This is a genomic window from Sellimonas catena (assembly GCF_027924685.1).
Lineage (GTDB): Bacteria > Bacillota > Clostridia > Lachnospirales > Lachnospiraceae > Sellimonas > Sellimonas catena.
In genome coordinates, this window is record NZ_BSBO01000045.1 from 1 (window position 1) to 23,153 (window position 23,153).

The 23,153-nt window shown below is 46.3% G+C and carries 20 protein-coding genes; 9 read left to right on the plus strand and 11 right to left on the minus strand.

Annotated elements, in window-relative coordinates:
* Positions 1 to 219 precede the first annotated feature (219 nt).
* The gene (locus Selli1_RS16365) at positions 220 to 552 is read right to left on the minus strand and encodes a winged helix-turn-helix transcriptional regulator (RefSeq protein WP_118637599.1); all 333 of its coding nucleotides are present in this window, start codon (positions 550 to 552) and stop codon (positions 220 to 222) included.
* 262 nt (positions 553 to 814) lie between these two features.
* On the opposite strand from Selli1_RS16365, the gene Selli1_RS16370 reads away from it, so the two are divergent.
* Positions 815 to 1,606, plus strand: coding sequence for an aldo/keto reductase (locus Selli1_RS16370; protein WP_204229554.1), 792 nt, complete (start codon positions 815 to 817; stop codon positions 1,604 to 1,606).
* Positions 1,607 to 1,675: 69 nt separating this feature from the next.
* On the opposite strand, the gene Selli1_RS16375 is transcribed toward Selli1_RS16370, so the two are convergent.
* Entirely contained in the window at positions 1,676 to 2,653 is a 978-nt protein-coding gene (locus Selli1_RS16375) for a biotin--[acetyl-CoA-carboxylase] ligase (RefSeq protein ID WP_281874024.1), read from the minus strand.
* A 107-nt stretch (positions 2,654 to 2,760) separates the two neighbouring features.
* Complete coding sequence (locus Selli1_RS16380; RefSeq protein WP_281874026.1) at positions 2,761 to 4,260, minus strand: MerR family transcriptional regulator; 1,500 nt, start codon at positions 4,258 to 4,260, stop codon at positions 2,761 to 2,763.
* A gap of 288 nt (positions 4,261 to 4,548) precedes the next feature.
* On the opposite strand from Selli1_RS16380, the gene Selli1_RS16385 reads away from it, so the two are divergent.
* Positions 4,549 to 5,433 (plus strand): AraC family transcriptional regulator, encoded by an 885-nt coding sequence (locus Selli1_RS16385; RefSeq protein WP_281874028.1) that lies wholly within the window; start codon positions 4,549 to 4,551, stop codon positions 5,431 to 5,433.
* A gap of 148 nt (positions 5,434 to 5,581) precedes the next feature.
* Entirely contained in the window at positions 5,582 to 6,778 is a 1,197-nt protein-coding gene (locus Selli1_RS16390) for an MFS transporter (protein ID WP_281874030.1), read from the plus strand.
* Between the two features lie 311 nt (positions 6,779 to 7,089).
* Here the strand turns inward: Selli1_RS16390 and rlmD are convergent, their stop codons facing one another.
* The 3 genes from rlmD to Selli1_RS16405 form a co-directional block, all read right to left on the minus strand.
* The gene (gene rlmD, locus Selli1_RS16395; protein WP_281874032.1) at positions 7,090 to 8,496 is read right to left on the minus strand and encodes a 23S rRNA (uracil(1939)-C(5))-methyltransferase RlmD; all 1,407 of its coding nucleotides are present in this window, start codon (positions 8,494 to 8,496) and stop codon (positions 7,090 to 7,092) included.
* 165 nt (positions 8,497 to 8,661) lie between these two features.
* On the minus strand, positions 8,662 to 9,606 hold the full coding sequence (locus Selli1_RS16400) for a 3'-5' exoribonuclease YhaM family protein (RefSeq protein ID WP_138373803.1): 945 nt from the start codon (positions 9,604 to 9,606) through the stop codon (positions 8,662 to 8,664).
* A 22-nt stretch (positions 9,607 to 9,628) separates the two neighbouring features.
* Positions 9,629 to 10,894 (minus strand): S1C family serine protease, encoded by a 1,266-nt coding sequence (locus tag Selli1_RS16405; protein WP_281874034.1) that lies wholly within the window; start codon positions 10,892 to 10,894, stop codon positions 9,629 to 9,631.
* Positions 10,895 to 11,037: 143 nt separating this feature from the next.
* On the opposite strand from Selli1_RS16405, the gene Selli1_RS16410 reads away from it, so the two are divergent.
* Genes Selli1_RS16410 through Selli1_RS16420 form a run of 3 tightly spaced genes read left to right on the plus strand, consistent with a single transcriptional unit; the run spans position 11,038 to position 15,547 of the window.
* Positions 11,038 to 13,413 carry an endonuclease MutS2 gene (locus Selli1_RS16410; protein ID WP_281874036.1) on the plus strand — a complete coding sequence of 792 codons (2,376 nt, stop codon included), beginning with the start codon at positions 11,038 to 11,040 and terminating at the stop codon, positions 13,411 to 13,413.
* Between the two features lie 10 nt (positions 13,414 to 13,423).
* On the plus strand, positions 13,424 to 14,125 hold the full coding sequence (locus tag Selli1_RS16415; RefSeq protein ID WP_191427967.1) for a response regulator: 702 nt from the start codon (positions 13,424 to 13,426) through the stop codon (positions 14,123 to 14,125).
* 3 nt (positions 14,126 to 14,128) lie between these two features.
* A complete protein-coding gene (locus Selli1_RS16420; RefSeq protein ID WP_087166699.1) occupies positions 14,129 to 15,547 on the plus strand; it encodes a sensor histidine kinase in 1,419 nt (472 codons plus the stop codon).
* A 100-nt stretch (positions 15,548 to 15,647) separates the two neighbouring features.
* Here the strand turns inward: Selli1_RS16420 and Selli1_RS16425 are convergent, their stop codons facing one another.
* Positions 15,648 to 16,781: a substrate-binding domain-containing protein gene (locus Selli1_RS16425; protein ID WP_281874040.1), complete on the minus strand. Its 1,134-nt coding sequence runs from the start codon at positions 16,779 to 16,781 to the stop codon at positions 15,648 to 15,650.
* Between the two features lie 217 nt (positions 16,782 to 16,998).
* Here Selli1_RS16425 and Selli1_RS16430 point away from each other — a divergent pair, with 217 nt between their 5' ends.
* Both Selli1_RS16430 and Selli1_RS16435 read left to right on the plus strand, forming a co-directional pair.
* Positions 16,999 to 17,169 carry a 4Fe-4S ferredoxin gene (locus Selli1_RS16430; RefSeq protein ID WP_087166697.1) on the plus strand — a complete coding sequence of 57 codons (171 nt, stop codon included), beginning with the start codon at positions 16,999 to 17,001 and terminating at the stop codon, positions 17,167 to 17,169.
* 236 nt (positions 17,170 to 17,405) lie between these two features.
* Positions 17,406 to 17,927: a helix-turn-helix domain-containing protein gene (locus tag Selli1_RS16435; protein ID WP_087251782.1), complete on the plus strand. Its 522-nt coding sequence runs from the start codon at positions 17,406 to 17,408 to the stop codon at positions 17,925 to 17,927.
* A 58-nt stretch (positions 17,928 to 17,985) separates the two neighbouring features.
* Here Selli1_RS16435 and dnaB read toward each other — a convergent pair whose 3' ends face one another.
* From dnaB to Selli1_RS16455, 4 genes are all read right to left on the minus strand, one after another.
* Positions 17,986 to 19,332 carry a replicative DNA helicase gene (dnaB, locus tag Selli1_RS16440; RefSeq protein ID WP_087251783.1) on the minus strand — a complete coding sequence of 449 codons (1,347 nt, stop codon included), beginning with the start codon at positions 19,330 to 19,332 and terminating at the stop codon, positions 17,986 to 17,988.
* A 40-nt stretch (positions 19,333 to 19,372) separates the two neighbouring features.
* Positions 19,373 to 19,825: a 50S ribosomal protein L9 gene (gene rplI / locus Selli1_RS16445; protein ID WP_087166694.1), complete on the minus strand. Its 453-nt coding sequence runs from the start codon at positions 19,823 to 19,825 to the stop codon at positions 19,373 to 19,375.
* Positions 19,822 to 21,882, minus strand: coding sequence for a DHH family phosphoesterase (locus Selli1_RS16450; RefSeq protein ID WP_087166693.1), 2,061 nt, complete (start codon positions 21,880 to 21,882; stop codon positions 19,822 to 19,824). The genes rplI and Selli1_RS16450 overlap by 4 nt, the downstream gene beginning before the upstream one ends.
* A gap of 95 nt (positions 21,883 to 21,977) precedes the next feature.
* A complete protein-coding gene (locus tag Selli1_RS16455) occupies positions 21,978 to 22,625 on the minus strand; it encodes a hypothetical protein (RefSeq protein ID WP_138373798.1) in 648 nt (215 codons plus the stop codon).
* A gap of 162 nt (positions 22,626 to 22,787) precedes the next feature.
* Between Selli1_RS16455 and Selli1_RS16460 the strand changes: the two genes are divergently transcribed.
* Complete coding sequence (locus tag Selli1_RS16460; RefSeq protein ID WP_281874044.1) at positions 22,788 to 23,039, plus strand: DUF624 domain-containing protein; 252 nt, start codon at positions 22,788 to 22,790, stop codon at positions 23,037 to 23,039.
* Positions 23,040 to 23,153: the final 114 nt, after the last annotated feature.

A 23,153-nucleotide genomic window follows, 5' to 3' on the forward strand; every position in this document is an offset into this window, starting at 1 on the left:
TAAAGCCACTCATAGCATAGGACTTACCACTTTCATAAAGCAGATAGCTTATTAAAGTGCGCCTAAAATATCCGGTTATCCACTTTTCATTCCAAAACTCCTTCCCTGTACGAATTTTCCTTGTTTTGCTTCAAGTTTACGAAGGAGTTTCGCAATTACCTACATTTTAGCATGATGAACATTTTCTTTAGAATGACTCTGACCGGCCCGGCCGTTTCCTTATAAACGATTTTGGTCTCCCCACTCACACATCCCATCCAGAATCGGAATCAACGACTTGCCCCGCTCTGTCAGGCTGTACTCCACCTTCGGCGGAATCTGCGGGTACTCCTCCCTGTGGACAAGCTGATCCGCTTCCAGTTCCTTCAGTGTGGAGCTGAGTGTCTTATAGGAGATTCCTCCAATATATTTTTTCATTTCATTAAACCGAACCACACCAAACTCCATCAAAGTATAAAGAATTGTCATCTTATATTTTCCGTTAATCAAAGATAACGTATAGCTGAAACCGGTCGTGCTGAGACATTCGTTTGATATGCATCGCTTTCCCATTTTACGCTCTCCTTTTGGTAAGTATTATACTGTAATGTAAGTATCGCACTTTCATGTGCGTACTTGTTTTCTATGGCAAACCGGAACTTGGGCAGGCTTACGAGCTTGGGAAATCTATTCGCTAGAGGCTTATATAAATTCGTGGTGATATTCCCATTTTGCATATCATGATATAAGTATTGGATATTTTACAGACTCCTCCGCTTTCTGTATAATAAATGCAGAAAACAATTCAGAAAGCGGGGGATCGATTTTGAATGATATGACCTTAAATAATAACGTTCGGATGCCCATGATCGGCTTTGGCACCTGGGATATCCGCGGGGAAGCGGGAAAACAGAGCATCCTGACTGCACTGGATCTTGGTTACCGGCTGATCGATACAGCCCAGATGTATGAAAATGAGTATATTGTCGGATGTGCTGTCAAAGAAAGTGGAATTCCCAGAGAAGAACTCTTTCTCACAACCAAAATTTACCGTCCCAGGACGACCTATCAAAAAGCAAAATCGGGGATTGAACAGTCTCTGAATGAGCTGCAGACCGATTATATCGATCTTCTCTTAATCCACGAGCCCTATAAAAGCGCTCCGGAAATGTATGAAGCCTTCAAAGAAGCTTTGCGGGACGGAAAAGTCCGTGCCATCGGGATTTCTAACTTTGATGCTGAAAAATACAAAGAGTTTGTCCGGTCCTGTGAAATCATTCCTGCGGTAAATCAGGTAGAATCTCATGTATACTTTCCGCAGCTGGAATTAAAAAATCTTCTGAACAGCTATGGGACACAAATGCAGTCATGGGCCTCGTTTACAGAAGGCCGGAAAAACATTTTTGCGGAACCTGTTCTGAAGGAAATCGGCGCAAGGCACGGCAAGACATCCGGACAGATTGCCCTTCGTTATCTGATCCAGAATGGCATTGCCGTGATTCCGAAGTCCGTTCACCGGGAGCGAATGGCAGAAAATCTGGCTGTACTGGATTTTGCACTGACTCCGTCCGAGCTCTCTGCTATCAGCAGGCTGAACGGGAACTCTTCACTATTTGGATGGTACTGATTGACCGTCTGAAGGCCGGACACATCCTGCCCGGCCTTTTCATTTGATGCCCACAGCTCCGGCAGCAGTTTATGAAAGCCGGATACTGATCTCCCCGGAGGACAGCCGTTCTGTCTGTCCATTTTCATACCGCACAATCAGGTGGCAGTCCTGATCCACATCCAGTGCCGTTGCCTGTCTGTTGCCGGACGGAGACAATATTGTGATCTCTTTCCCCACTACAAAACTTTTTGCACGGTATTTTTCCACATAATCAGTACGATCTATCCTCTCATATTCTTTAAAAAAATAATTCAGAACTCCGGCGGCCAGCCGGTTCTTTCCATCATTTTGCTTCCCGTCAAAAACGGATCCTGCAGTTTCTCTGATATCTTCCGGGAATCCACTCTCCGGCGGGTAAACATTGATTCCGATTCCCAGAATCACCGATTCTACACTTCCATTTTCCATACTGACTGAAGCCTCTGTAAGAATTCCGCTGATCTTCCGTCCTTCCTGATAAATATCATTGACCCACTTGATCCAGGTCTCTTTTCCGGAAATCTCCTCTACCGCTTCGCATACAGCGACAGCAGCCATTGTCGTGATCTTCACCGCCTGATCCGGTGTCATTCCATCCGGCCTTAACAGGATACTCAGATAGAGACCGGTGTCTGCCGGAGAATAGAAACTCCGGCCCCTCCTCCCCCGTCCTTTTGTCTGGGTGTTGGCAAGGATTACAGTCCCTTCCGGCGCTCCTGCATTTGCCTTTTCCCTGAGAAGCGTATTGGTAGATTCTGCCTCCGGCAGAACGCATAAGTTCAATGTCCGGCAGACAGGATCCTGATATTTTTCAATTCCCTGTGTAGATAAAATATCCGTATCGGCCGCAAGACGGTAGCCCTTGTTTGAGACTGCGTCAATTTCGTAACCTTCTTTTCGAAGGCCGTTCACCGCCTTCCATACTGCCGCCCGTGAAACCGCAAGCCTGGCTGCAATCTCTTCGCCTGAAAAATAAACTCCCCTCTGCTCTTCAAACAGAGCAAGAATACTTTCTTTTGTCGTCAATTTTATCCACCTCCGCCAAAGAAACCGGGCCTCCTGGACCCGGTTTCCCTCCGTTTACTTTGCACTGATTTCATTATGCTTTTCGCAGCGAAAAAAGTCAAGCTGTTTTACTCCTGCCAGATGCGGAAATCCACATGAAAATACACATCCTCTCCATACACCGGCACAAGTACATCGCTGCTTCCATACTGCGCCTGCCGAATTTCATATCCGCTGTAATCAAACGATGCCTGCACTTTAACCCCCGCCTCATTAATCATAAAATCACTGCATTGATCCCCATATTCTTTCACCCGGTTGTAAAGGCGCGAAGGCGGAGAAAGCAACAGGTTGTACTCTTCCTGCGCACAAATATAGGAAAGCGATGCCAGCGCCATCAGATCTCCATACACCGGAATTTCCACGTTCTCATCTTTATATTCGGAAGAAAATGAAATTTCTGTCAAAGCACCGTCCTTTTCCGTAAATTGAAGTTCGGGAAGCTCCGGATAATCCACTCCTGTGCCAACGATATACGGTTTTCCGGACATCTTTTCCCAATCACCGTCCTGATTCAGCAGCTTCCTGGAATCGCCAAGCGGGGGTAAAAACTCCGGAAGATTCAGCTGATGGTCAATCTGATAAAATTTCTGCATATCGTTAAAATTCTCGGCATACTGTGCTGCCGTGATATTTCCTCTGTTCTGCGGCAGTGCACCTGCCTGCCACACAAAATAATTCAGGACATCAAGTACACCCAGTACCAGAACTGCCGCTATCACTTTCCACCTCATATGCCGTTCATCCAACGTGAGAATATTGTCTTCTTCCCACTCAAGAATCTCTCCTTTTTTACAATCCCTGTAAGAAGAGTATTCTCGTATGAGCCCATAAACCGGGATATAAAATCCCAGTCCTCTTTTTAATACGATCCCGGTTCTGTCATAAGCCTCTCTCCATGTAAGCCGTGCACCGCTTTCTGCCGACACTCGAAAACCAAACAGAAATTTCCCGGGTGTCGTACCAAATCTTGAAAGCATGACAGGCTCTGCCATAAGAAGCAAAACAGACTGCATTATGATCCCTATGACTGCAAATGCCCATCCTGTTTGTCTGATATTCATATGAAAACCAAGCGCCAGAATCAGATTCCAGAAAATCAGATAGATTGCTTCATCAATCAGTCTGGCAAAATACCGTTTCCAGGGCGCTGTTACCTTTGGAAGTGAGTCTGCTTCTAACTCCGCCGGAATTTCTGAAGGCGCCTTGTTCAGAAAATTAAAATAATGCTCCGCATCAAAACTTTCATAAGCTGCCCGATCTTTGCACATCTGCTCGCAGATCGCTTTTGACTGTTCCAGATCCTTCTGTTCTTTTTTCAATGTCCTTAAATGTATAAGAAGAACATCTGTCAGCTCACTTTCTTTCTCACTTAAGGACCGGATCTCTTCCAGGCCGAGATGAACCGTCCGAAGCAGCCGGATCCGTTTCAATATATCCACATCCTGTTCCGTATAATTACGGTAACCATTTGAATCCCTCTGCGGCGTGATGAGTCCTTCTTTTTCATAAAACCGGATATTCGCCCGCGTCATATTGGACAGTTCTTCCACTTCTTTGATCGTCATCGGCATAATCCTCCCCTGATATGATATTTAATTATAAGGGGTAAAGGGACTTTACAGTCAAGCGATAGTTATGATTTATAGAAAAAATACAGATTTCTCCGATTATTCCTTTCCATATACTACCACGTAAAGCGACCGGTCACAATGCGCACTTTTCATTGGACCGGCGGAAAACATTTGCCCGCTTTGATTGTACAAGGTATAATAGATGTAAAACGGATACTGATGACGAAAGCCATTGCTGAGTTTCCGGAAAACGATACTTATCTATGAGTAAAGGACTACAATATGCCAATCATACTTGACCATCAATTACAAGAACAGATACCACATGACAGTTCAACTTTCCCCATTACATTTTATTGCGATGAACTTGCCGATTTGCCAAACCGTGCGGGACCTGTGCACTGGCATCCCTACTTTGAGATTGCCACATCACAAAGCAGTGTTCTCGACTTTCAGGTGGGGCAAACCCATACGATTCTGGAACCGGGGGACAGTATTTTCATCAACCAGAATATGCTCCACGGAATTCGACAATTGTCAGGTGTGAAGCCGGATCGCTTTCCAAACATCGTTTTTTCCGGCACAGTGGTTGCCCCTGAGACCAGCACCATTTACCGGAAATACATCCGGCCGATTCTGGCTTGTAACTCTCTTCCCTTTGTTGTGTTCCGGCACGACAACGACCTGTGGGATGAGGTCCGCCAGTGGATTCGCACCACGTATTTCGCCATGCAGGAACAGCCCGATTGTTACGAAATGACGGTCCAGCGCAGCATCTGTTGTATATTGGAAACCATCTTTCGCAATTTTGATTCCCTGCCAAAATCCAACGCATCACGGGTACAACTGAACACCCAGATACGCCTCCAGAAAATGCTGTCTTATATTTATGAAAATTACGCCCAAAGGATTACCCTGGCAGATATCGCCGGTGCCGCCCATATCAGCCGAAGCGAAGCCGGCCGGTGTTTCCAGTCCTACCTGGGGTGTTCTCCGGTGGAAGAGCTTATTAAGTACCGCCTGCAAACAGCTAAGCGTTTACTGCACGAAACCACACTGACGTTGCAGGAGATCAGTTTTGCCTGCGGGTTTCATTCTGTAAATTACTTCAGCCGTCAATTTCGCAAAAGGTACGGATATTCACCGACAAACGCACGGATCGGGTAAATAATGCTTTTCCCTGACACTATAGTGCCTTTATCTTTGAATAATTTGATTATATAATACGTTTATTCGAGTCTAGAAAGGAGAGCTATCATGAAATTTCAATGTTTAAACAAAAACCTGATCAAACAGACGGAGGCAGATAAGTGATATGTCCGGGAATCGTAAATATCAAAAGACACTGGTGGCCTGCTATATGGGATTTGTCACTCAGGCTATCGCCGCCAACTTTGCACCGCTTCTGTTTTTGACCTTTCAACATACCTACGGGATCTCATTGGAAAAAATCGCTCTGATCCCGGTTGTGTTTTATCTGACCCAGTTGTTGGTTGACCTTGGAGCAACCAAGTTCGCCGACATAATCGGTTACCGTATCTGTGTGGTGATCTCTCAGGTCGTTTCCGCCGTAGGGCTTGTGTTGATGGCGTTTCTCCCGGAAGTTCTCCCTGTACCATTTCTGGGAATCCTCCTCGCGGTAGTATTTTATGCCATCGGCAGCGGCCTTGTAGAAGTGCTGGTGAGCCCGATTGTGGAAGCCTGCCCTTTTGAAAATAAGGATGGCGTGATGAGTTTGCTTCACTCTTTTTACTGCTGGGGTGCGGTGGGCGTAATCTTAGGTTCCACGCTCTTTTTTGCGATATTTGGCATTGAAAATTGGAAAATACTTACCTTACTCTGGGCACTGGTACCGTTGGTAAATGTCTTTCAGTTTCTCACTTGTCCGATAGAGCGTCTGGTGGAAGATGGCGAAAGTCTGCCTATTCGCAGACTGCTCCGTCTGCCATTGATATGGATTATGATTCTGCTGATGATTTGTTCCGGCGCATCCGAAGCATCGATGGCACAATGGGCGTCTGCATTTACAGAATCTGCCCTTGGTGTATCCAAAACCATTGGTGATTTGGCCGGCCCTTGCCTGTTCGCCGTTTTCATGGGAATTTCCCGTATGCTGTACGGCAAAATGAGCGAGAAACTGAACCTGACAAAAACCATGCTGCTGAGCGGATTATTGTGCGTGGCATGCTATTTGCTGGCCTCTCTTTCACCTGTCCCGATTCTTGGGCTGGCCGGATGTGCCATTTGTGGATTCAGTGTTGGTATTATGTGGCCTGGTACAATCAGCCTTTCTTCCCAAAAGTGTCCGCAAGGCGGCACCGCTATGTTCGCATTTTTAGCATTAGCAGGGGATTTTGGCGGTACAGTAAGCCCGGCGATAGTAGGGAAGTTCTCGGAACTGGCCGGCGGCAATCTGAAAGCAGGACTGCTGACCGCCACATTCTTTCCGATCCTTCTGGTAGCCTGTTTACTTGTTTTGAGCCGAAGGATGAAAAGTGCCATCCGGAAATAACCGGATGGCAAAATTTCAAAAAGAGATTTATTTTATATGCTCAATTTGGGGATGCCAAATGCCTGCCGTCAATTTTTTCTTGAACATGAAAACACAATGTGCTATATTGTAAGTAGAAAAGTAAGTAGAAAAAGGAACAACCGCCCATAAAGTGGTTGACCTAATAACAAGGATTAACATAGAATTGCCACCTCATCACTCAGCCAAAGTTCCGGGGTGGTTTTTTCTATGCTTAAAACATTATCTGATAAACGTAAAAACGAATGTCAGCAATGCCAGAATGAACACAATGCATATTTTTAATCAGGAAACTATTTTCCGGACGCCTTGATTTTCCGGCATAATTTCACGACAGTTTCTACGTGCACCGTCATCGGAAACATATCCGCCGGCCGTACTTTTTTCAATTCATACCCGTTCTCACACAGATACTTTAGATCCCTTGCCAGTGTTGCGGAATCACAGCTCACATATACGATCCGGTCCGGTTCCATGTTTACCATCGTCTCAAGCAACGTCTCATCGCATCCTTTTCTCGGCGGGTCCACCACAATCACATCCGCATGAGCACGGCTGCCCGGATTTGACTCTTCATACTTTCTATAATAGTCCGGCAGCACTTCTTCTGCTTTTCCAACGTAAAATTCGGCATTTGTAATGCCATTGATCTCTGCATTTTTTCTGGCATCTTCAATCGCCTGTGGAATAATCTCAACTCCGTAAACCTGTTTTGCTTTTTGGGCAAGGAAAAGCGAAATCGTTCCAATTCCACAGTAAAGATCCCATACGGTCTCCTGCCCGGTCAGTCCTGCGTATTCACAGGCCAGCCCGTAAAGAACTTCTGTCTGCACCGGATTCACCTGGTAGAAAGAAAGTGGTGAAATCTGATATTTGATTTCTCCGATATAATCTGTAATATACTCCTGTCCCCAGAGAAGCCGGATCTCTTTTCCCATAATGACATTGGTATTTTCACAATTAATGTTCATCGTAATGCTGGTCATTCCCGGAAGCTTTGTCAGTCGTTCTGTCAGTATCTCCACATGAGGGATCCGGATTCCGTTTACAATCAGACAGACCATGATTTCGCCTGTCTTAAATCCACTCCGGATCAGAACATGGCGGAACAGACCTGTCCCCGTTCCTTCATCATAGGCGGTAATATGAAATTCTTTCATAAATTCAAGGACAATGTTAAGAACTTCGGTGTTGATCTCCTTGCCAAGTGCACAAACCGTGTTTGGAATAATCTGATGGGTCCGTCCTGCATAAAAGCCGGCTACCGGATTCCCGTCCCTGTCAGTTCCGATCGGATACTGTGCTTTATTCCTATAATGAAATGGTTCCTCCATTCCACAGATCGGCTCCATAACAGCATCAAGCAGTGTGCTTTCAAATCCACCGATCCGTTCCAGATTATTCCGGACTTTCCGCTCCTTGAATTTCAGCTGTTCCTCGTAAGCCATCTCCTGAACCTGGCATCCCCCGCACTGTCTTGCCACCGGGCATTTTGCCTCTTTCCTTTTTTCAGACGGCTTGAGGATTTTCATCAGCCTGGCATAACCGTAATTCTTTTTCAGCTTTGTGATTCTTGCCTCGATCACATCGCCGACAACCGCATCCTTCACAAAGAAAGTCATCCCTTCGGCTTTCCCGATTCCTTCTCCTCCTACGCCAATATCCTCTATTGTCAGTGTCACAAAATCATTTTTCTTCATCGTTTCTTCCCCTTTTGTGCCATAATACACAGTTCTGTTACCGCAGATCATTCATTGATCTGCTTTCTACCGCCCATTATACCTGACTTTCCATATGCATACAAGAAAAAGCAGAACCGGTGTCCTTCTAATCCGGGGCTCCGGTTCTGCTTCTCTTACTTCCCTCTATGACAAACTTGATTTTCTTAAGTTTGACTCAAACAGTCTGTTATATCCGATCCACTCTGTCGTATTTTTATCCTTAAACAGCTCTTTCATCGTCTGCATCTTGGCATCTGTCATATCAGCAAGATTGAGTGCCATGGCCTCTGCAAGTGCAGGCTTTTTCGGAGAACCATATTCCAGTTCTCCGTGATGCGCAAGAATGCAGTGTTTCAACTCACTTGCAAGCTTTGGCGGAAATCCCGGTATTGTACGGATTGCGTCATCCAGCATTTCCACACCAATAATAATATGTCCAAGAAGCTGCCCGTCATCTGTGTAATCATTTTCCGGAAATGCAGACAGTTCCTTTGTCTTTCCGATGTCATGATACATAGCCGCTGCATACAGGAGATCTCCGCTCAGGAAATCATATGCTGCAAGATAATAGCGGCAGAGATTCAAAATACTCAACGTATGTTCCAGAAGGCCCCCGCAGAACCCGTGATGAACGCTCTTGGCCGCAGAATGATTTTTAAACTTCCGGATAAATTCCTCGTCTTTCACAAAATAATACTCTACAGCCTGTTTCAGATACGGATTCTTGATCATCTCCGCAAATTCAAGGAGCTCTTTGTACATTTCTTCCACATCCCGTTCACTGGTCGGCATGTAGTCTGCCAGAATATATTCATCTTCCTGTGCTCTCCTGAGCTGTTTGATATTGAGCTGCAGATTGTTATTATAAGTCGTAACCTCTCCGACAATCTCCACGAAGTCCTTTTCATCATAGTCAGCGATCCCGTTGGAATTCGGATCCCAGATCTTTCCGTCCAGTGTGCCGGTTTTATCCTGCAGAATCAGGTTGTCATATGGTTTCCCGTTTCTTGTCTCTGCGCTTCTTTTTGATTTGCATAAATAAATGGCACGAATGGTTTCTCCTTCATGCAGTTCCTTGATATATCTCATTTTTTTCCTCTTTCTAAATTCATTATTCTGCCCCGGCCAGCGTAACATCAAACTGTACGTCCACATATTCCTCCGATCCTCTACGCTGTCCTTTGATCGTAATCTGACGTCCCGGCCGGTAATCCATAAGCTCCTCTTTGAGCCCTTTTAAAGTATAGATCTTGGTATCTCCGATTGCTGTAATAATGTCTCCGCTTTGAATGCCTGCCTGCATGGCCGGAGAATCCGGCATGACAGAACTTACATAGACCCCTTTTGGCATATCCTGACTGTCCGCAACGGCATCTGACACTTCGGTTCCATTGATTCCAAGGTATGCTGCAGAAATACCGTTTGAAAGGAGTTCGATCTCTTCTTTTAATTTGGAAATCGCGAAAGCGGTAATGACTCCTGACGTACCGTCTTCGTCCTCATCGATCAGCCCGATAATCTCTCCGCTTAAATCTACCAGAACTCCGCTTGCGCCTTCCACACGCACCATATCCGTCTCAATCATCTGATACTGGCCGTCACAGAGATACTGCTGTCTTTCTGTTCCGCTGACAGTCCCGAAACTTACCCCGCCCTCTGAACCGAACGGTGCGCCCAGCGCAATCACCGGATCTCCGGTGGATATAAGATTGGAATTTCCAAGCACCGCGACTGATGCCTGGATCGCTGTGTTCTGCGAAAGCCGCGACTTTTCTACTGCGTAGACCGCAATTCCGAGATTTCTGTCCTGCTGTTTCAAAGAAGCAGTCACCTCATTGCCATCGTAGAATGTAGCCGTCACTGCCTTGCCGCTCTCAAAGATACTGTCTCCTGTCAGAATCAAAAGCTCCACTCCATTGTCTGCCACAATGATTCCGGAACGGCTCTGGCTTACGCCGGCTGTCTGGCCGTCCCCGGAAGCCGGTACAGTCCCTTTGATCACAACAACACTTTTCTCCACAGTATCTGCAATCCGATTCATCTCATCTATCATCTGCTGATAATTTTCAATCGTCAGTGATGGAACAGCGGCCTGCCCGTCTCCTGATTCAGTCTCATCTTCCTCCTCCGTCTGCTCATCCTGCGGAATCGTCACATTTGTCCTCGTATTTCCGATATGCTCATCTACCCATGGTTTGGCCACAACAAACCCAACACACGCCATAAGTCCGAAAATCAGTCCCAGGCCCGCGACCCTCAGAATCTTTAATGCCACCACCCGCTTATCCACCGGGGGTTTTTTGATCGTTTCCTTCAAAAAAGAATAGGAGTCTTTTTCTTCCTTCTTCTCATCATCATCTTGAAATTGGGCAGACATCGTATTTCTCCTTTTTAATCCCTTTTTATAGTATACCGTAACACCTCCCAATGTTCAATATTTAACCTTTTTTTCTCCTTTATTTTAGAAGGCAAATAGGGTAAAATGATATTTGACAAAGTATGTATAGACAGGGGATTTTCATGAATACGAAAACATTACGTAAATTAGAATATGATAAAATTATACAGCTCCTCGCAGATCATGCCGCATCGGAAAGCGGAAAAGAGCGCTGCCTCAGTCTTCTTCCCCAGACGGACTTGTCTGTGATTGAGCAAATGCAGGAAGAGACCGCCGCAGCGTTTACCCGGATCGTCAAGAAGGGAATGCCCTCCTTCGGAGGATGTGTCCCGGTGGAAGCGTCGTTAAAGCGTCTGGATCTGGGGGCTTCACTCAGTGCCGCCGAGCTTCTTGCCATCGGGCGTCTGCTGGAATGTGCAGGCCAGGCGAAAGCATACGGCCGGCATGATACGGTCGATGAGGTGCCGGACTGTCTGGATTCTTATTTCCAGCGTCTGGAGCCGGTATCCAGAGCCGCTTCCGAGATACGGCGCTGTATTCTGGAAGAAGATGTAATTGCTGATGACGCCAGCAGTAATCTTTTAAAGATCCGCCGCAGCATTCAGGCATCAGGCGGCAGGATTCACTCCACCTTGAACAGTATGGTAAACGGTTCCATGCGTAATTATCTGCAGGACGCCATTGTAACCATGCGTGGAGACCGGTACTGTCTCCCGGTCAAGGCCGAATACCGCAGTCAGGTCAAAGGGATGATCCACGACCAGTCCTCCACCGGCTCTACTTTATTCATCGAGCCGATGGCTATTGTTAAACTGAATAATGATCTGATGGAGCTTCATGCAAAAGAGCAGGAGGAAATTCAGGTAATTCTGGCAAACTTAAGCACTATGGCTGCGGAACACAGTGATGAGATCCGCGTTGATTACGAAATGCTGACAAATCTGGATTTCATTTTTGCAAGAGGAAGCTTTGCCGTTGATTTAAACGGTTCCCGCCCGGTATTCAATCAGGAAGGGCGGATTCATATCCGCGAAGGACGGCATCCGCTCCTTGACAAGGCCAGAGTGGTGCCGACCACAATCCGTCTCGGTGACGAGTTTGATCTTCTGATTGTCACGGGGCCGAATACCGGCGGAAAGACCGTCTCTTTGAAGACAACCGGGCTGTTTACTCTTATGGGTCAGGCGGGACTTCACATTCCGGCGCTTGACCGGTCCGAACTTGCCGTCTTTACAGAAGTATACGCCGATATCGGCGATGAACAGAGTATTGAGCAGAGTCTCAGTACCTTCTCTTCCCATATGACGAATATCGTTTCTTTCCTCGAACAGGTCGATGAACATTCTCTCGTCCTCTTCGATGAGCTTGGCGCCGGAACAGACCCGACCGAAGGTGCTGCACTTGCCATCGCTATTCTCTCCAGTCTCCACAGGAGGGGAATCCGTACGATGGCCACTACACATTACAGCGAGCTGAAAGTTTTTGCGCTCACCACCGAAGGTGTAGAAAATGCCTGCTGTGAGTTTGATGTGGAGACCCTCCGCCCGACATATCATCTGCTCATTGGAATTCCGGGGAAAAGTAATGCATTTGCCATCTCAAAGAAGCTCGGTCTTTCAGATGAGATTATTGAAGAGGCCCGGACGCACCTGAGTGATCAGGAAGAGTCCTTTGAAGAGCTGTTAAGCGATCTGGAACACAGCCGCCGTACAATTGAAAAGGAGCAGGCGGAGATTCAGGCTTACAAAGAGGAACTGGAAATGCTCCGCAGACGTACAAAAGAAAAACAGGAAAAGCTGGATGCCCAGAGAGACCGGATCATTCGGGAAGCCAATGAAAAGGCCGGTCGTATCCTTCAGAGTGCAAAAGATTATGCGGATGAAACTATGCGTAATTTCCGTAAATTCGGAAAGGAAAATATTTCTGCATCCGAGATGGAAAAAGAGCGTGAAAAACTGCGCCAGAAGATGGCAAAGACCTCTTCTTCCGTTTCTCTGGAAAAGGCAAAACCAAAGAAGGCTTATAAGCCGTCCGACTTTAAACTTGGCACCGCCGTCAAGGTGCTCAGCATGAATCTGACCGGAACTGTTCATACTCTTCCGGATTCAAGAGGAAATGTAGAAGTACAGATGGGAATTCTCCGGTCCAAGGTTCCGATCACTGATCTGGATATCATTGACGAACCGGTTTCCTATGTTTCCAAACAGACACGCCGCACTTCATCCGGAAAGATGAAGATGGGCAAATCACTGAGCGTGAGCCCGGAGATCAATCTGATCGGCCGGACGACAGACGAAGCGGTAGCTCTTCTGGACAAATATCTGGATGATGCTTATCTGGCACATATCAGTCCGGTCCGTGTCGTACACGGAAAAGGAACCGGCGCACTCCGCAATGCTGTCCATCAGTATTTAAAGAGACAGAAACATGTCAAATCCTACCGTCTCGGCGCTTTTGGCGAAGGGGACGCGGGAGTTACTATTGTAGAATTCAAATAGGGAGGAAGTTATGACTACAAAACAGAAAATTTTAATCGTAGACGATGATGAAAATATTGCCGAATTGATCAGTCTCTATCTGACAAAGGAATGTTTTGATACCCGCATAGTCTATGACGGAGAGGAGGCGCTGAAGGCTTTTGATTCCTATCAGCCGAACCTGATCCTTCTCGACCTGATGCTTCCCGGCATTGACGGTTATCAGGTCTGCCGGGAAATCCGTTCCAGATCCAACGTACCGATCATCATGCTTTCAGCCAAAGGGGAGGTCTTTGATAAAGTACTCGGTCTGGAACTCGGTGCCGATGATTATATCATCAAGCCGTTTGATTCCAAGGAGCTTGTGGCCCGTGTCAAGGCTGTGCTCCGCCGTTACCAGCCGGCAAAGCCGGAAAGTCCGGACCCGTCAAAGGGAAAATGTGTCGAATATCCGGGAATTTCCATCAATCTTACCAACTACTCCGTAGTTGTCGATGGACAGCGCGTGGATATGCCGCCAAAGGAGCTTGAACTTTTATATTTTCTTGCCGCTTCCCCGAATCAGGTCTTTACAAGAGAGCAGCTTCTTGATCAGATCTGGGGATATGAATACATCGGGGATACCCGTACCGTGGACGTCCATATCAAGCGTCTCCGTGAGAAAATCAAAGATCACAGCGGGTGGGGCCTCAGCACTGTCTGGGGAATCGGATACAAATTTGAGGTAAAATAAACAATGCACAGCAATCTCTACCTGAAATTTATCATATTGTATATTATTTTCGGTTTTTTAAGCCTTTTCACAGCTGCCACACTTGGAGCACAGCTTATTCTCGATACCATCCGTGACGAGGATGCATCCAGGCTGTACCGGGAAGCAACCATTCTGGCAACCGACTACCTTACTGATTATTATTCGAAAGAGACTACCGCTTCTTCGACGAGGGCAATGCTGAACGGAGTAAATGTCTATCTGGAAGCGGATCTCTGGCTTACGGATACAGAGGGAAATGTATTATTGTCCGTTTCCTCCTCCGGCTCCGCCATAGTTCCGGAGCAGATCCGTGACTTTGATCCGGCGGAATCCGGAGGTGAACAGTATCTGACCGGCGATTATCATGGATATTATTCAGAAGAAGTTCTTACCATGATTGTCCCGGTAACAGAAGGATTTTCCACAAAAGGATATCTTATCGTACATAAGCCGGTCTCCTATTTCGAGGATCAGCAGCACAGCATCATGCATTCCGTTTATATCACTCTGGCTGTCATTTATCTGCTTTCGTTTACAATCTTCCTCGGTATTCATCTGATTATTTATCTGCCTCTGCGCAAGATTACGGAAGCTGCCAAACAGTACGCCTCAGGGAATCTGGACTATGAGATCCCGGTAAATTCACAGGACGAAATCGGATATCTTTCCGCTTCGCTGAACTATATGTCCGCTCATCTCAAAGATATGGAGGATTATCAGAAAAAATTTGTTGCCAATGTGTCGCATGATTTTCGATCCCCTCTGACTTCCATCAAGGGATATGTGGAGGCAATTGCCGATGGTACAATCCCGGTGGAGCTTCAGAGTAAATATCTGGGTATTATTCTCTTTGAAACGGAACGTCTGACAGACCTGACACGGGATCTTCTGACGCTTAATGAATTTGATACAAAGGAGCTTCTTCTGAACAAGGAATCCTTTGATCTCCATGAAATGATCAAGCAGGTAGCCGCCTCCTTTGAAGGAGCCTGCACATCCAGGAAAATATCCATCGAACTCCTGCTTGCTTCCAGGGTCCTCTACGTCCATGCTGATCACAGCAAGATCCAGCAGGTACTTTACAATCTGCTGGATAACGCCATCAAATTCAGCAATCCACAGTCTACAGTCACAGTGGAGACAACGGAGCGGGGAGAGAAAGTTTTTGTTTCTGTTAAAGATTATGGAATCGGTATTCCGAAAGAAGATCTCAGTAAGATCTGGGAACGTTTCTACAAAAGCGATCTTTCCCGCGGAAAAGACAAAAAAGGAACCGGCCTTGGTCTTTCCATAGTCCGCGAGATTATTCAGGCACATAATGAAAATATCAATGTTATCAGTACGGAAGGAGTCGGAACGGAATTTATCTTTTCCCTCCCGAAGTCAGATAGCGGAAAATAAGTTTTCGTCACAAATTTATACCAAAAAAACGGGCGGATCCCTTCTCCTTCAAAGGAATCTGCCCGTTTTATTGTTCGGTTTCCGCTTTATATTTTAAGAATTAGTACAGCATGTTTTTGATTGCTGTCTCTTCCATATTGTCCTGTGTTACCCATGCATAGCCGGTATCGACGTTTGCCTCATTTGCCATATCAAGCGCCGATCTTGCTGCAGCTACTACTGTAGCATAGCCCATACCGTATGGATTCTGTACGATCAATCCATCGACCTTGCCGTCCTCGAGCGCCTCTGTCAGTGTCTCTCCTCCATCGAATCCAATCAGCCGGATGTCATCACTCTCTGATGCTTCACATGCGTCAATCAGCATCTTGGTCGTCTCTTCATTGGCTCCAATGCATCCTTTTGCATTAGGGTGCTCCGCCAGAATCTGCTGAATCAACTCTTCGTCTGTCACATCCTCTGCTGCTTTGCCAAGTTTCTCAGCGGTTCCCTCTTTCATGCTGTCCAGCTCGTCCATGTAATAGATACCGGACACCGTAATGTTCGGGTACTGTGACTGGAACTGGCTGATCATTCCTGCCTCTCTTTGCTTGGCAGAACCGGAAATATTATCCTGAATGAAAAGAAGTACTTCTCCCTGCTCATTTAACAGCCCCGCCATCTTATCTGCCGCTGTAGCACCTGCCTCCTGATTGTTCGTGGAAACAAGCATAAGCCCCGGATAATCACTTGGAGAATCCATCCCGACAACCGGAATATTATTTTCCGTAGCCAGGTCAAACTGTACCTCACATGCAGTCTTATCTATCACTGCAATGCCGACAGCAACCGGATAACGGTCCAGCTCCTCATCCAGAATATTAATCTGCTCGTCCACATCTCCTTCATGTCCCGGAGCATTATATGTTACCTTGATTTCATCTCTTCCACTGTATCCCAGGGCTTCGTTCAGTTGCTCCACAGCATCTTCAGCCCCGCGTTTTACTTCATCCCAATATTCGGAATCTTCAGATTTCCCGATGATGGAGATATAACTTCCTTTCTCCAGATTCAGACCTTCTACCGTGCTGTAAGCCTGCGGCTGAATCATGTTAAGTTTTGTCTGATCTGCTGACTCTTCTTCTTCCTGACCGAGTACCACGCTATCTTTATCGGACGTACCCTTCCCTGCACAGGCTGCCGTTGAAACTGCCGCGCAGAGCATGACTGCCATGACTGCGATCTTTTTTTTCATCGTTCTTTCTCCTGTTAATTGAAATTTACTACCCTACACTATACACCAATTTCAGGGAAAAAGCATAAAGTTTTTCTTAATTTTTCTCGCTGCTCCCGCTGAATATTTCTTTTGTACTAAATTAAAACCACGAATTTGCTTGTATAATGAATTTTTTTGTATTAAAATAAAATCACCATATAACATGGAATGTTTAGAATAAAGGAGGATACATACTATGGCACATGTAATTAGTGATGAATGTGTAAGCTGTGGAGCTTGCGAAGCAGAATGCCCGGTTGGCGCTATTTCTCAGGGAGCAGATCATTATGAAATCGATCCGTCTGCTTGCGTAGATTGTGGTGCTTGTGCAGCACAGTGCCCGACAGGTGCTATCTCCGCTGAATAATTTCAGTTTGTTTAATACTTTTGAATGCATGAATGAAAATGCCGTCATCCATTTGGTTTTGGGTGGCGGTATTTTTTCCCTGTTTCTTTTTCCACCGCCTCCTTTCGCCGGAATCCGCCATGCCTTCCGGGTTTCCTGTCCGAATCCGTCGAGAAGTTTTTCGGAATTCTTCCCCACAATATGTTATGATAGAAGTGCAGCAAAAGTGTATAAAAAAATTAACAGGGGGTTGTTGTATGGGCGAGGTTCAGTATATGATTTCAGAAGCTGCCAAGCGCACGGGCGTGGACGAGCACCTGCTCCTCTACTGGGAAAAGAATTTATCTCTTCCGTGCGGCCGGACTGAAAACGGGCATCGTTACTATACAGACGAAGACATACGGCTGTTTGGCTGTATCAAAGAACTACTAGAACAAGGTATCCGGATCGGAGATTTAAAGGAAGTCATCCCGGATATTTTACATACGAAAGAGGCTTTGCAGAAAAGAGTAAAGGAAGAGACACCGGAATCCCTTCTGGCGTCCGTCCTGCGCTCTGTACTGGCGGAAAACAATCCGATCCTCGAAAAACAGATCAGTGAGACGATCACAAAACAGGTATCCCAGAATATGAGTTTCCTGCTCCAGGCGAAAGAACGCCAGGAAGAAGAACGCTACAGAAACCTGGATCAGCTGATCCGCCAGCAGCAGCTCTACCGGAAAGAGAGTGTCAGGACCGCTCCGTCCCGCTTCTTCCACAGACTGCTCGGTGAAGCCTGAATCTATAAATGCTGCCACACGGTAAGAACTCTGTTTGCTCTTACATGTGGCAGCATTTTTATCGTTCATCCTTCCGAAGGAAGTTTGCAAATTTGGTATAATTCGGAAGCCATGTCAGCTCCACGGTTCCAATCGGGCCGTTTCTCTGTTTTGCGATGATGATTTCCGCAATGTTCGGCCGGTCTGTATCTTTATGATAGTAGTCGTCACGGTAGATAAACATAACCACGTCGGCATCCTGCTCGATCGCTCCGGATTCCCGGAGGTCAGAGAGCATCGGCCTGTGGTCCGGTCTCTGTTCCACCGCACGGCTCAGCTGTGACAGTGCAATCACCGGAACATTCAGCTCACGGGCGAGTGCTTTCAGTGAACGTGAGATATCGGAAATCTCCTGCTGTCTTGACTCGCTTCGGCCTCCCACACTTCCGCTCATCAACTGAAGATAGTCGATGATAATCAGTTCCAGATTGTGTTCCAGCTTATACTTTCTGCATTTGGAACGCATCTCGGAAATGGAGATACCAGGCGTATCGTCGATGATCAGATTGGAGCGCCCGATGATGCCGGCTCCTTCAATCAGCTTTTCCCAGTCCGTATCTTTGAGATTTCCGGTACGTAGCGACTGGGAATCAACCTGGGATTCCAGAGCGAACAGACGGTTTACCAGCTGTTCCTTTGACATCTCCAGACTGAAGATCGCCACGGTCTTCTCCACTTTAAACGCAACATGCTGCGCAATATTCAGTACGAATGCCGTCTTTCCCATGGACGGTCTCGCCGCCACAAGAATCAGATCCGACGGCTGCAGTCCCGACATCTTATAGTCAAGATCAATAAATCCTGTCGGAATACCGGTTACGGTTCCTTTACTCTTGGATGCTTTTTCGATCTTGTCGAGGGCATTTAAAACTACCTGGCGGATCGGAACATAATCTCCGGTATTTCTCTTCTGAATCAGCTCAAAGACATCTTTCTCCGTCTTCTCCAGAATTCCTTCCAACGGTTCTTTTGCCAGATAGCATGTATTGGCAATGCCTTCTGTCAGCCGGATCAGCTTTCTGAGCATTGACTTTTCCGCCACGATATCCGCATAGTATTTGACATTGGCGGAGGTGGAAACCGATGTCAGAAGCTCACGCACGAATTCCAGGCTCTGGATTTCTTCGGGCACGTCTTTCTCCCGAAGTCTGTCCTGAAGCGTAATCAGATCTACCGGCTTCCCTTCATTGTAAAGCTCTACAATGGAATTGAATACCACACCGTAGGTGGTCTGGTAAAAATCTTCTCCGCTGATGATCTCGGACGCCGTCATGATCGCTTCTTTGTCCATCAGCATCGCTCCCACAACAGACTGCTCCGCCTCGATGCTGTGCGGCAGGACTCTCTTAATCAAAGCCTCTTCCATCTTGAATTCCTCCCGTCATCTTGCTCTCCAGGCGATCGGCCTATTCTTCCTGAACAGATACTTTCAGTTCAGCGGTCACTTTTGTATGAAGTCTGACCGGAATCCGGTGCATGCCAAGTGACTTCACCGGCTCTTTCATCTGAATCTTTTTCTTATCAATGTCATATCCCAGCTGCTCCTTGACTGCTGCCGCGATTTCCTTGGAAGATACGGAGCCAAATGTCTTTCCGCCTTCTCCCGTTTTCATCTTCAGTACTACTTTTTTATCTTCTGCCTCGATTTCCTTTTTCAGGGCTTCCGCTGCTTCCAGCTGCTCCTGTGCAATCTTGGCATCATTCGCTTTTTTCAGTTTCAGGTCGTTTAAGTTCTTGCTTGTTGCTTCCACTCCCTGTTTTTTCTTCAGGATGACATTCCGTGCGTAGCCGTCACTGACTTCCACGATCTCACCCTTTTTCCCAAGTGACTTGATATCTTCCAGTAAAATTACTTTCATACTGTGATGTCTCCTCCTTCAATCATATCATCGATGACCTGTTTGAGCGTTTCGATGTCGCCCTCCAGATCCGTATTTTCAAACTGAGCGCCGGCAGTATTAATATGTCCTCCGCCGCCGATCCGCTCCATGATGATCTGTACATTGATCTCATCAATCGAACGCGCGCTCACATAAACTTTTCCGTGATATTCTGTCAGAACAAAGGCTGCCTTTACCTGACTGATATTCAGAAGCTCGTTGGCCGCCTGCGCTCCTACAATCGTCGGACTCTCAATATCTTCTCCTGCTCCTTTTGCAATAATAAAGCATTCTCTGTAGATCTCAGCCTGACCGATAATCGCTGCCTTTGCCCGGTATGCTGCCAGATCATCCCTGAAAATCTTATGTACATGTGTAATATCCGCGCCGCTTCTTCTCAGGAATGCCGCCGCCTCAAAGGTACGGACGCCGGTCCGGTTCGTAAAGTTGTTCGTATCAATCATGATCCCTGCGTAAATGCAGTTTGCCTCGATCGGGTCGAGCTTGATATCGTCCGAAATATACTGCAGAACTTCCGCTACCATCTCGCATGTGGATGACGCATACGGCTCGATATAGGAAAGCACCGCGTTCTCAATTACCTTGCTGCCCTGCCTGTGATGATCAAGCACCGCAACCGTCTTCACCATTCCAAGAAGCTCTTCACACTCCGTAATCGGAGGCTTATTTACGTCCACGACAACAACCATTGTATTATCATCCACAAGCCTCAGCGCTTCCTGGGAACTGACAAACATATCCTCCGGATAGTGGTCATTTTCCATGAACTCATTATAAAGCGGTCTCAAAGATACCGTAATCTCATTGATTACAATATGCGCCTTCTTTTCCAGACTTTCCGCAACCTTGTAAATTCCGATTGCCGCGCCAAAAGAGTCTGAATCTCCAAGCTTATGTCCCATGATCAGCACCTGATCCTTGGCAATCATGAACTCTCTGAGCGCCTCTGCCTTTACTCTTGCCTTTACTCTTGTGTTTTTCGACATCTGCTCACGCTTGCCGCCGTAGTACTTGATGCCGTCCTGGTCTTTAATGACCGCCTGATCCCCGCCTCTTGCAAGCGCAAGATCGATCGCCACACGGGCATAGTTATAGCTCTGTCCATAGGTGTCTTCGCTGAAGCCAAGACCGATACTGAGTGTCGCCGGAATCTTGTTCCCGACACTGATTTCTTTTACATCATCGAGAATGGAAAAATGGTCTTCCTCCATTTTGTGGAAATAAAAGTTTTTTACAATAATGAAATAGCGGTCTTTTTCAAGCTTCTTGACAATTCCATCCATCCTTGCCACATACTGGTTGATCTTACGGTCAATCAGCGCAATCAGCAGGGACTGCCTTACTTCCTCGACACTTTCGATAACCTCGTCATAGTTATCAATATAGATCAGTCCTGCCACCAGCTTCTGGTCTTCAATCTCAGCGACAGCCTGATTCAGGTCTGTAATATCATTCATATAGAGGGTAACAAAATACTCTTTCCCCTCCGGCAGTTCAAGAATCGGTTCTTTCTGGCTGAATCCGGATACCGGAACCTTCCGCAGATCCACTGAGTAATCCCGTCCCATATAGGTGACTTCAAGCCGTACCGTCTCCTTTTCCTCTTTTGGGAATACGCTCCTGTTAAGTTCCGGAATATACTTGCTCAAGTAGGTATCCGGTCTTAGTCCAGGTCCGATCACTTCGGCAAACTGGCTGTTCCCCCACAGTATCTTTCCATCATCCATCAGGATGGCATATGGAATCGACAACTCTCTGAGCAGAATGTCCTGTACCCCGCCGTACTGAGTGGCAAACTCCACAAGCTCTGCCATAAGCAGGGACCTGTTATAAAAATACAGGATAAACGCAATAATCGCATAGACGATGACGAATGCACTCATCAGAAAACCTGCACTTTGATCAACCATGTAAATCCAGATATTCATGGCAATCAGGAGAATCGTCATAATCGCCGGCCATTGCATATACAACTTCAACTGGCCTTTAAAATGAATAGTTCCTTTTTTGTTCATCTCTACGTCCTCAAATCCAAAAGTTGCAAGGTTTATTATACCACTTTTCAGCGCTTTTTTAAAGCGGTTTATCCGTTTTGGATCTCCTGAACGGATCAGGAGACATTTTCAAGAAGCATTTCAACGAATGCTACCGCATTCTCTTTATGTTTTGCATTTTCCATGACACAGACATAAGCCGGTTCGTAGGAAACCCCCATTTTTTCTGTCATGTAGTCATTCTTCTCAAGGACTAACGCATCCCCCTGTACTTTTCCGCCCGCAAGTGCTTCCTCCGAAAGCAGTTCTTCCAGATTCACGAAGCCATTCTGATCATTATACTGTTCATAAACTTCCTCCGTGCAGATCAGAACATCGACCGATTCCGCACCAATGAGTGTGGACAGGGCAACATTGCTGTTGTAATCATCTGCCGATCCGCTTAAGTTGGAATTGATCTCCACCGTCTCTTTGCTGCTCCCTGTACCAAGGAGATCTTTGACATCCTCTTCAAGATCTGTCAATTCCGTGCCTGTTCCGCCCGTGATTGTCAGATTCAGCAGCACTTCACGGGTAATTCCCTGATACATGGTGACTCCCAGATAAATAACAACTCCGATAATCACCGGTATCAGAAAAATAATTTTATAGTACATCCACAAATATTCAATTTTCTCTTTCAGCGTCATCTGCCGCATTTTTTCCGCTTCAAATTTCCGTTTTTCTTTTCCGCTCATCTGACGCTCGTACTTTCTGTCCAGCATGATGTTTCCTCCTGTTGTTGTATTCTATTATTATGATGAATATTCGTCAATATGGCAAGTGAATTTTTTGTGTATCTGGTCTATTTTGTTGATTTTTACCTGTTTTTTCGCTATACTGTGTTTTAACGGTCCGCCCATGGCGGGATCAATAAGGAGGTTATTATGAGTCGTTTGTTTAGTCTGGAAAATCCTTTTATGCAGTTTCTTTCCAAAGTCTGCGACATGTTGATTCTGAACGTTGTCTTTATCTTCAGCTGTGTTCCTCTGTTTACAATCGGAGCATCCTTAAGTGCCTTGAATACAATCGCGCTGAAACTGGTCCGCCGGGAAGAGCCTTACATTGTCAAAGGATTTTTCAAAGCTTTTGCAGCAAATTTTAAACAGAGCACCATTGTGTGGCTCGTTAGTGTATAATTATTATTGGCAAAAATAGGAATTTTTCCTAAATAAAAAGGGAAGCAGAGAAAATCCCTACTTCCCAATCATACAGTTTTTCTTTATGATGTTAGTTGCAAAATAAAACACGTA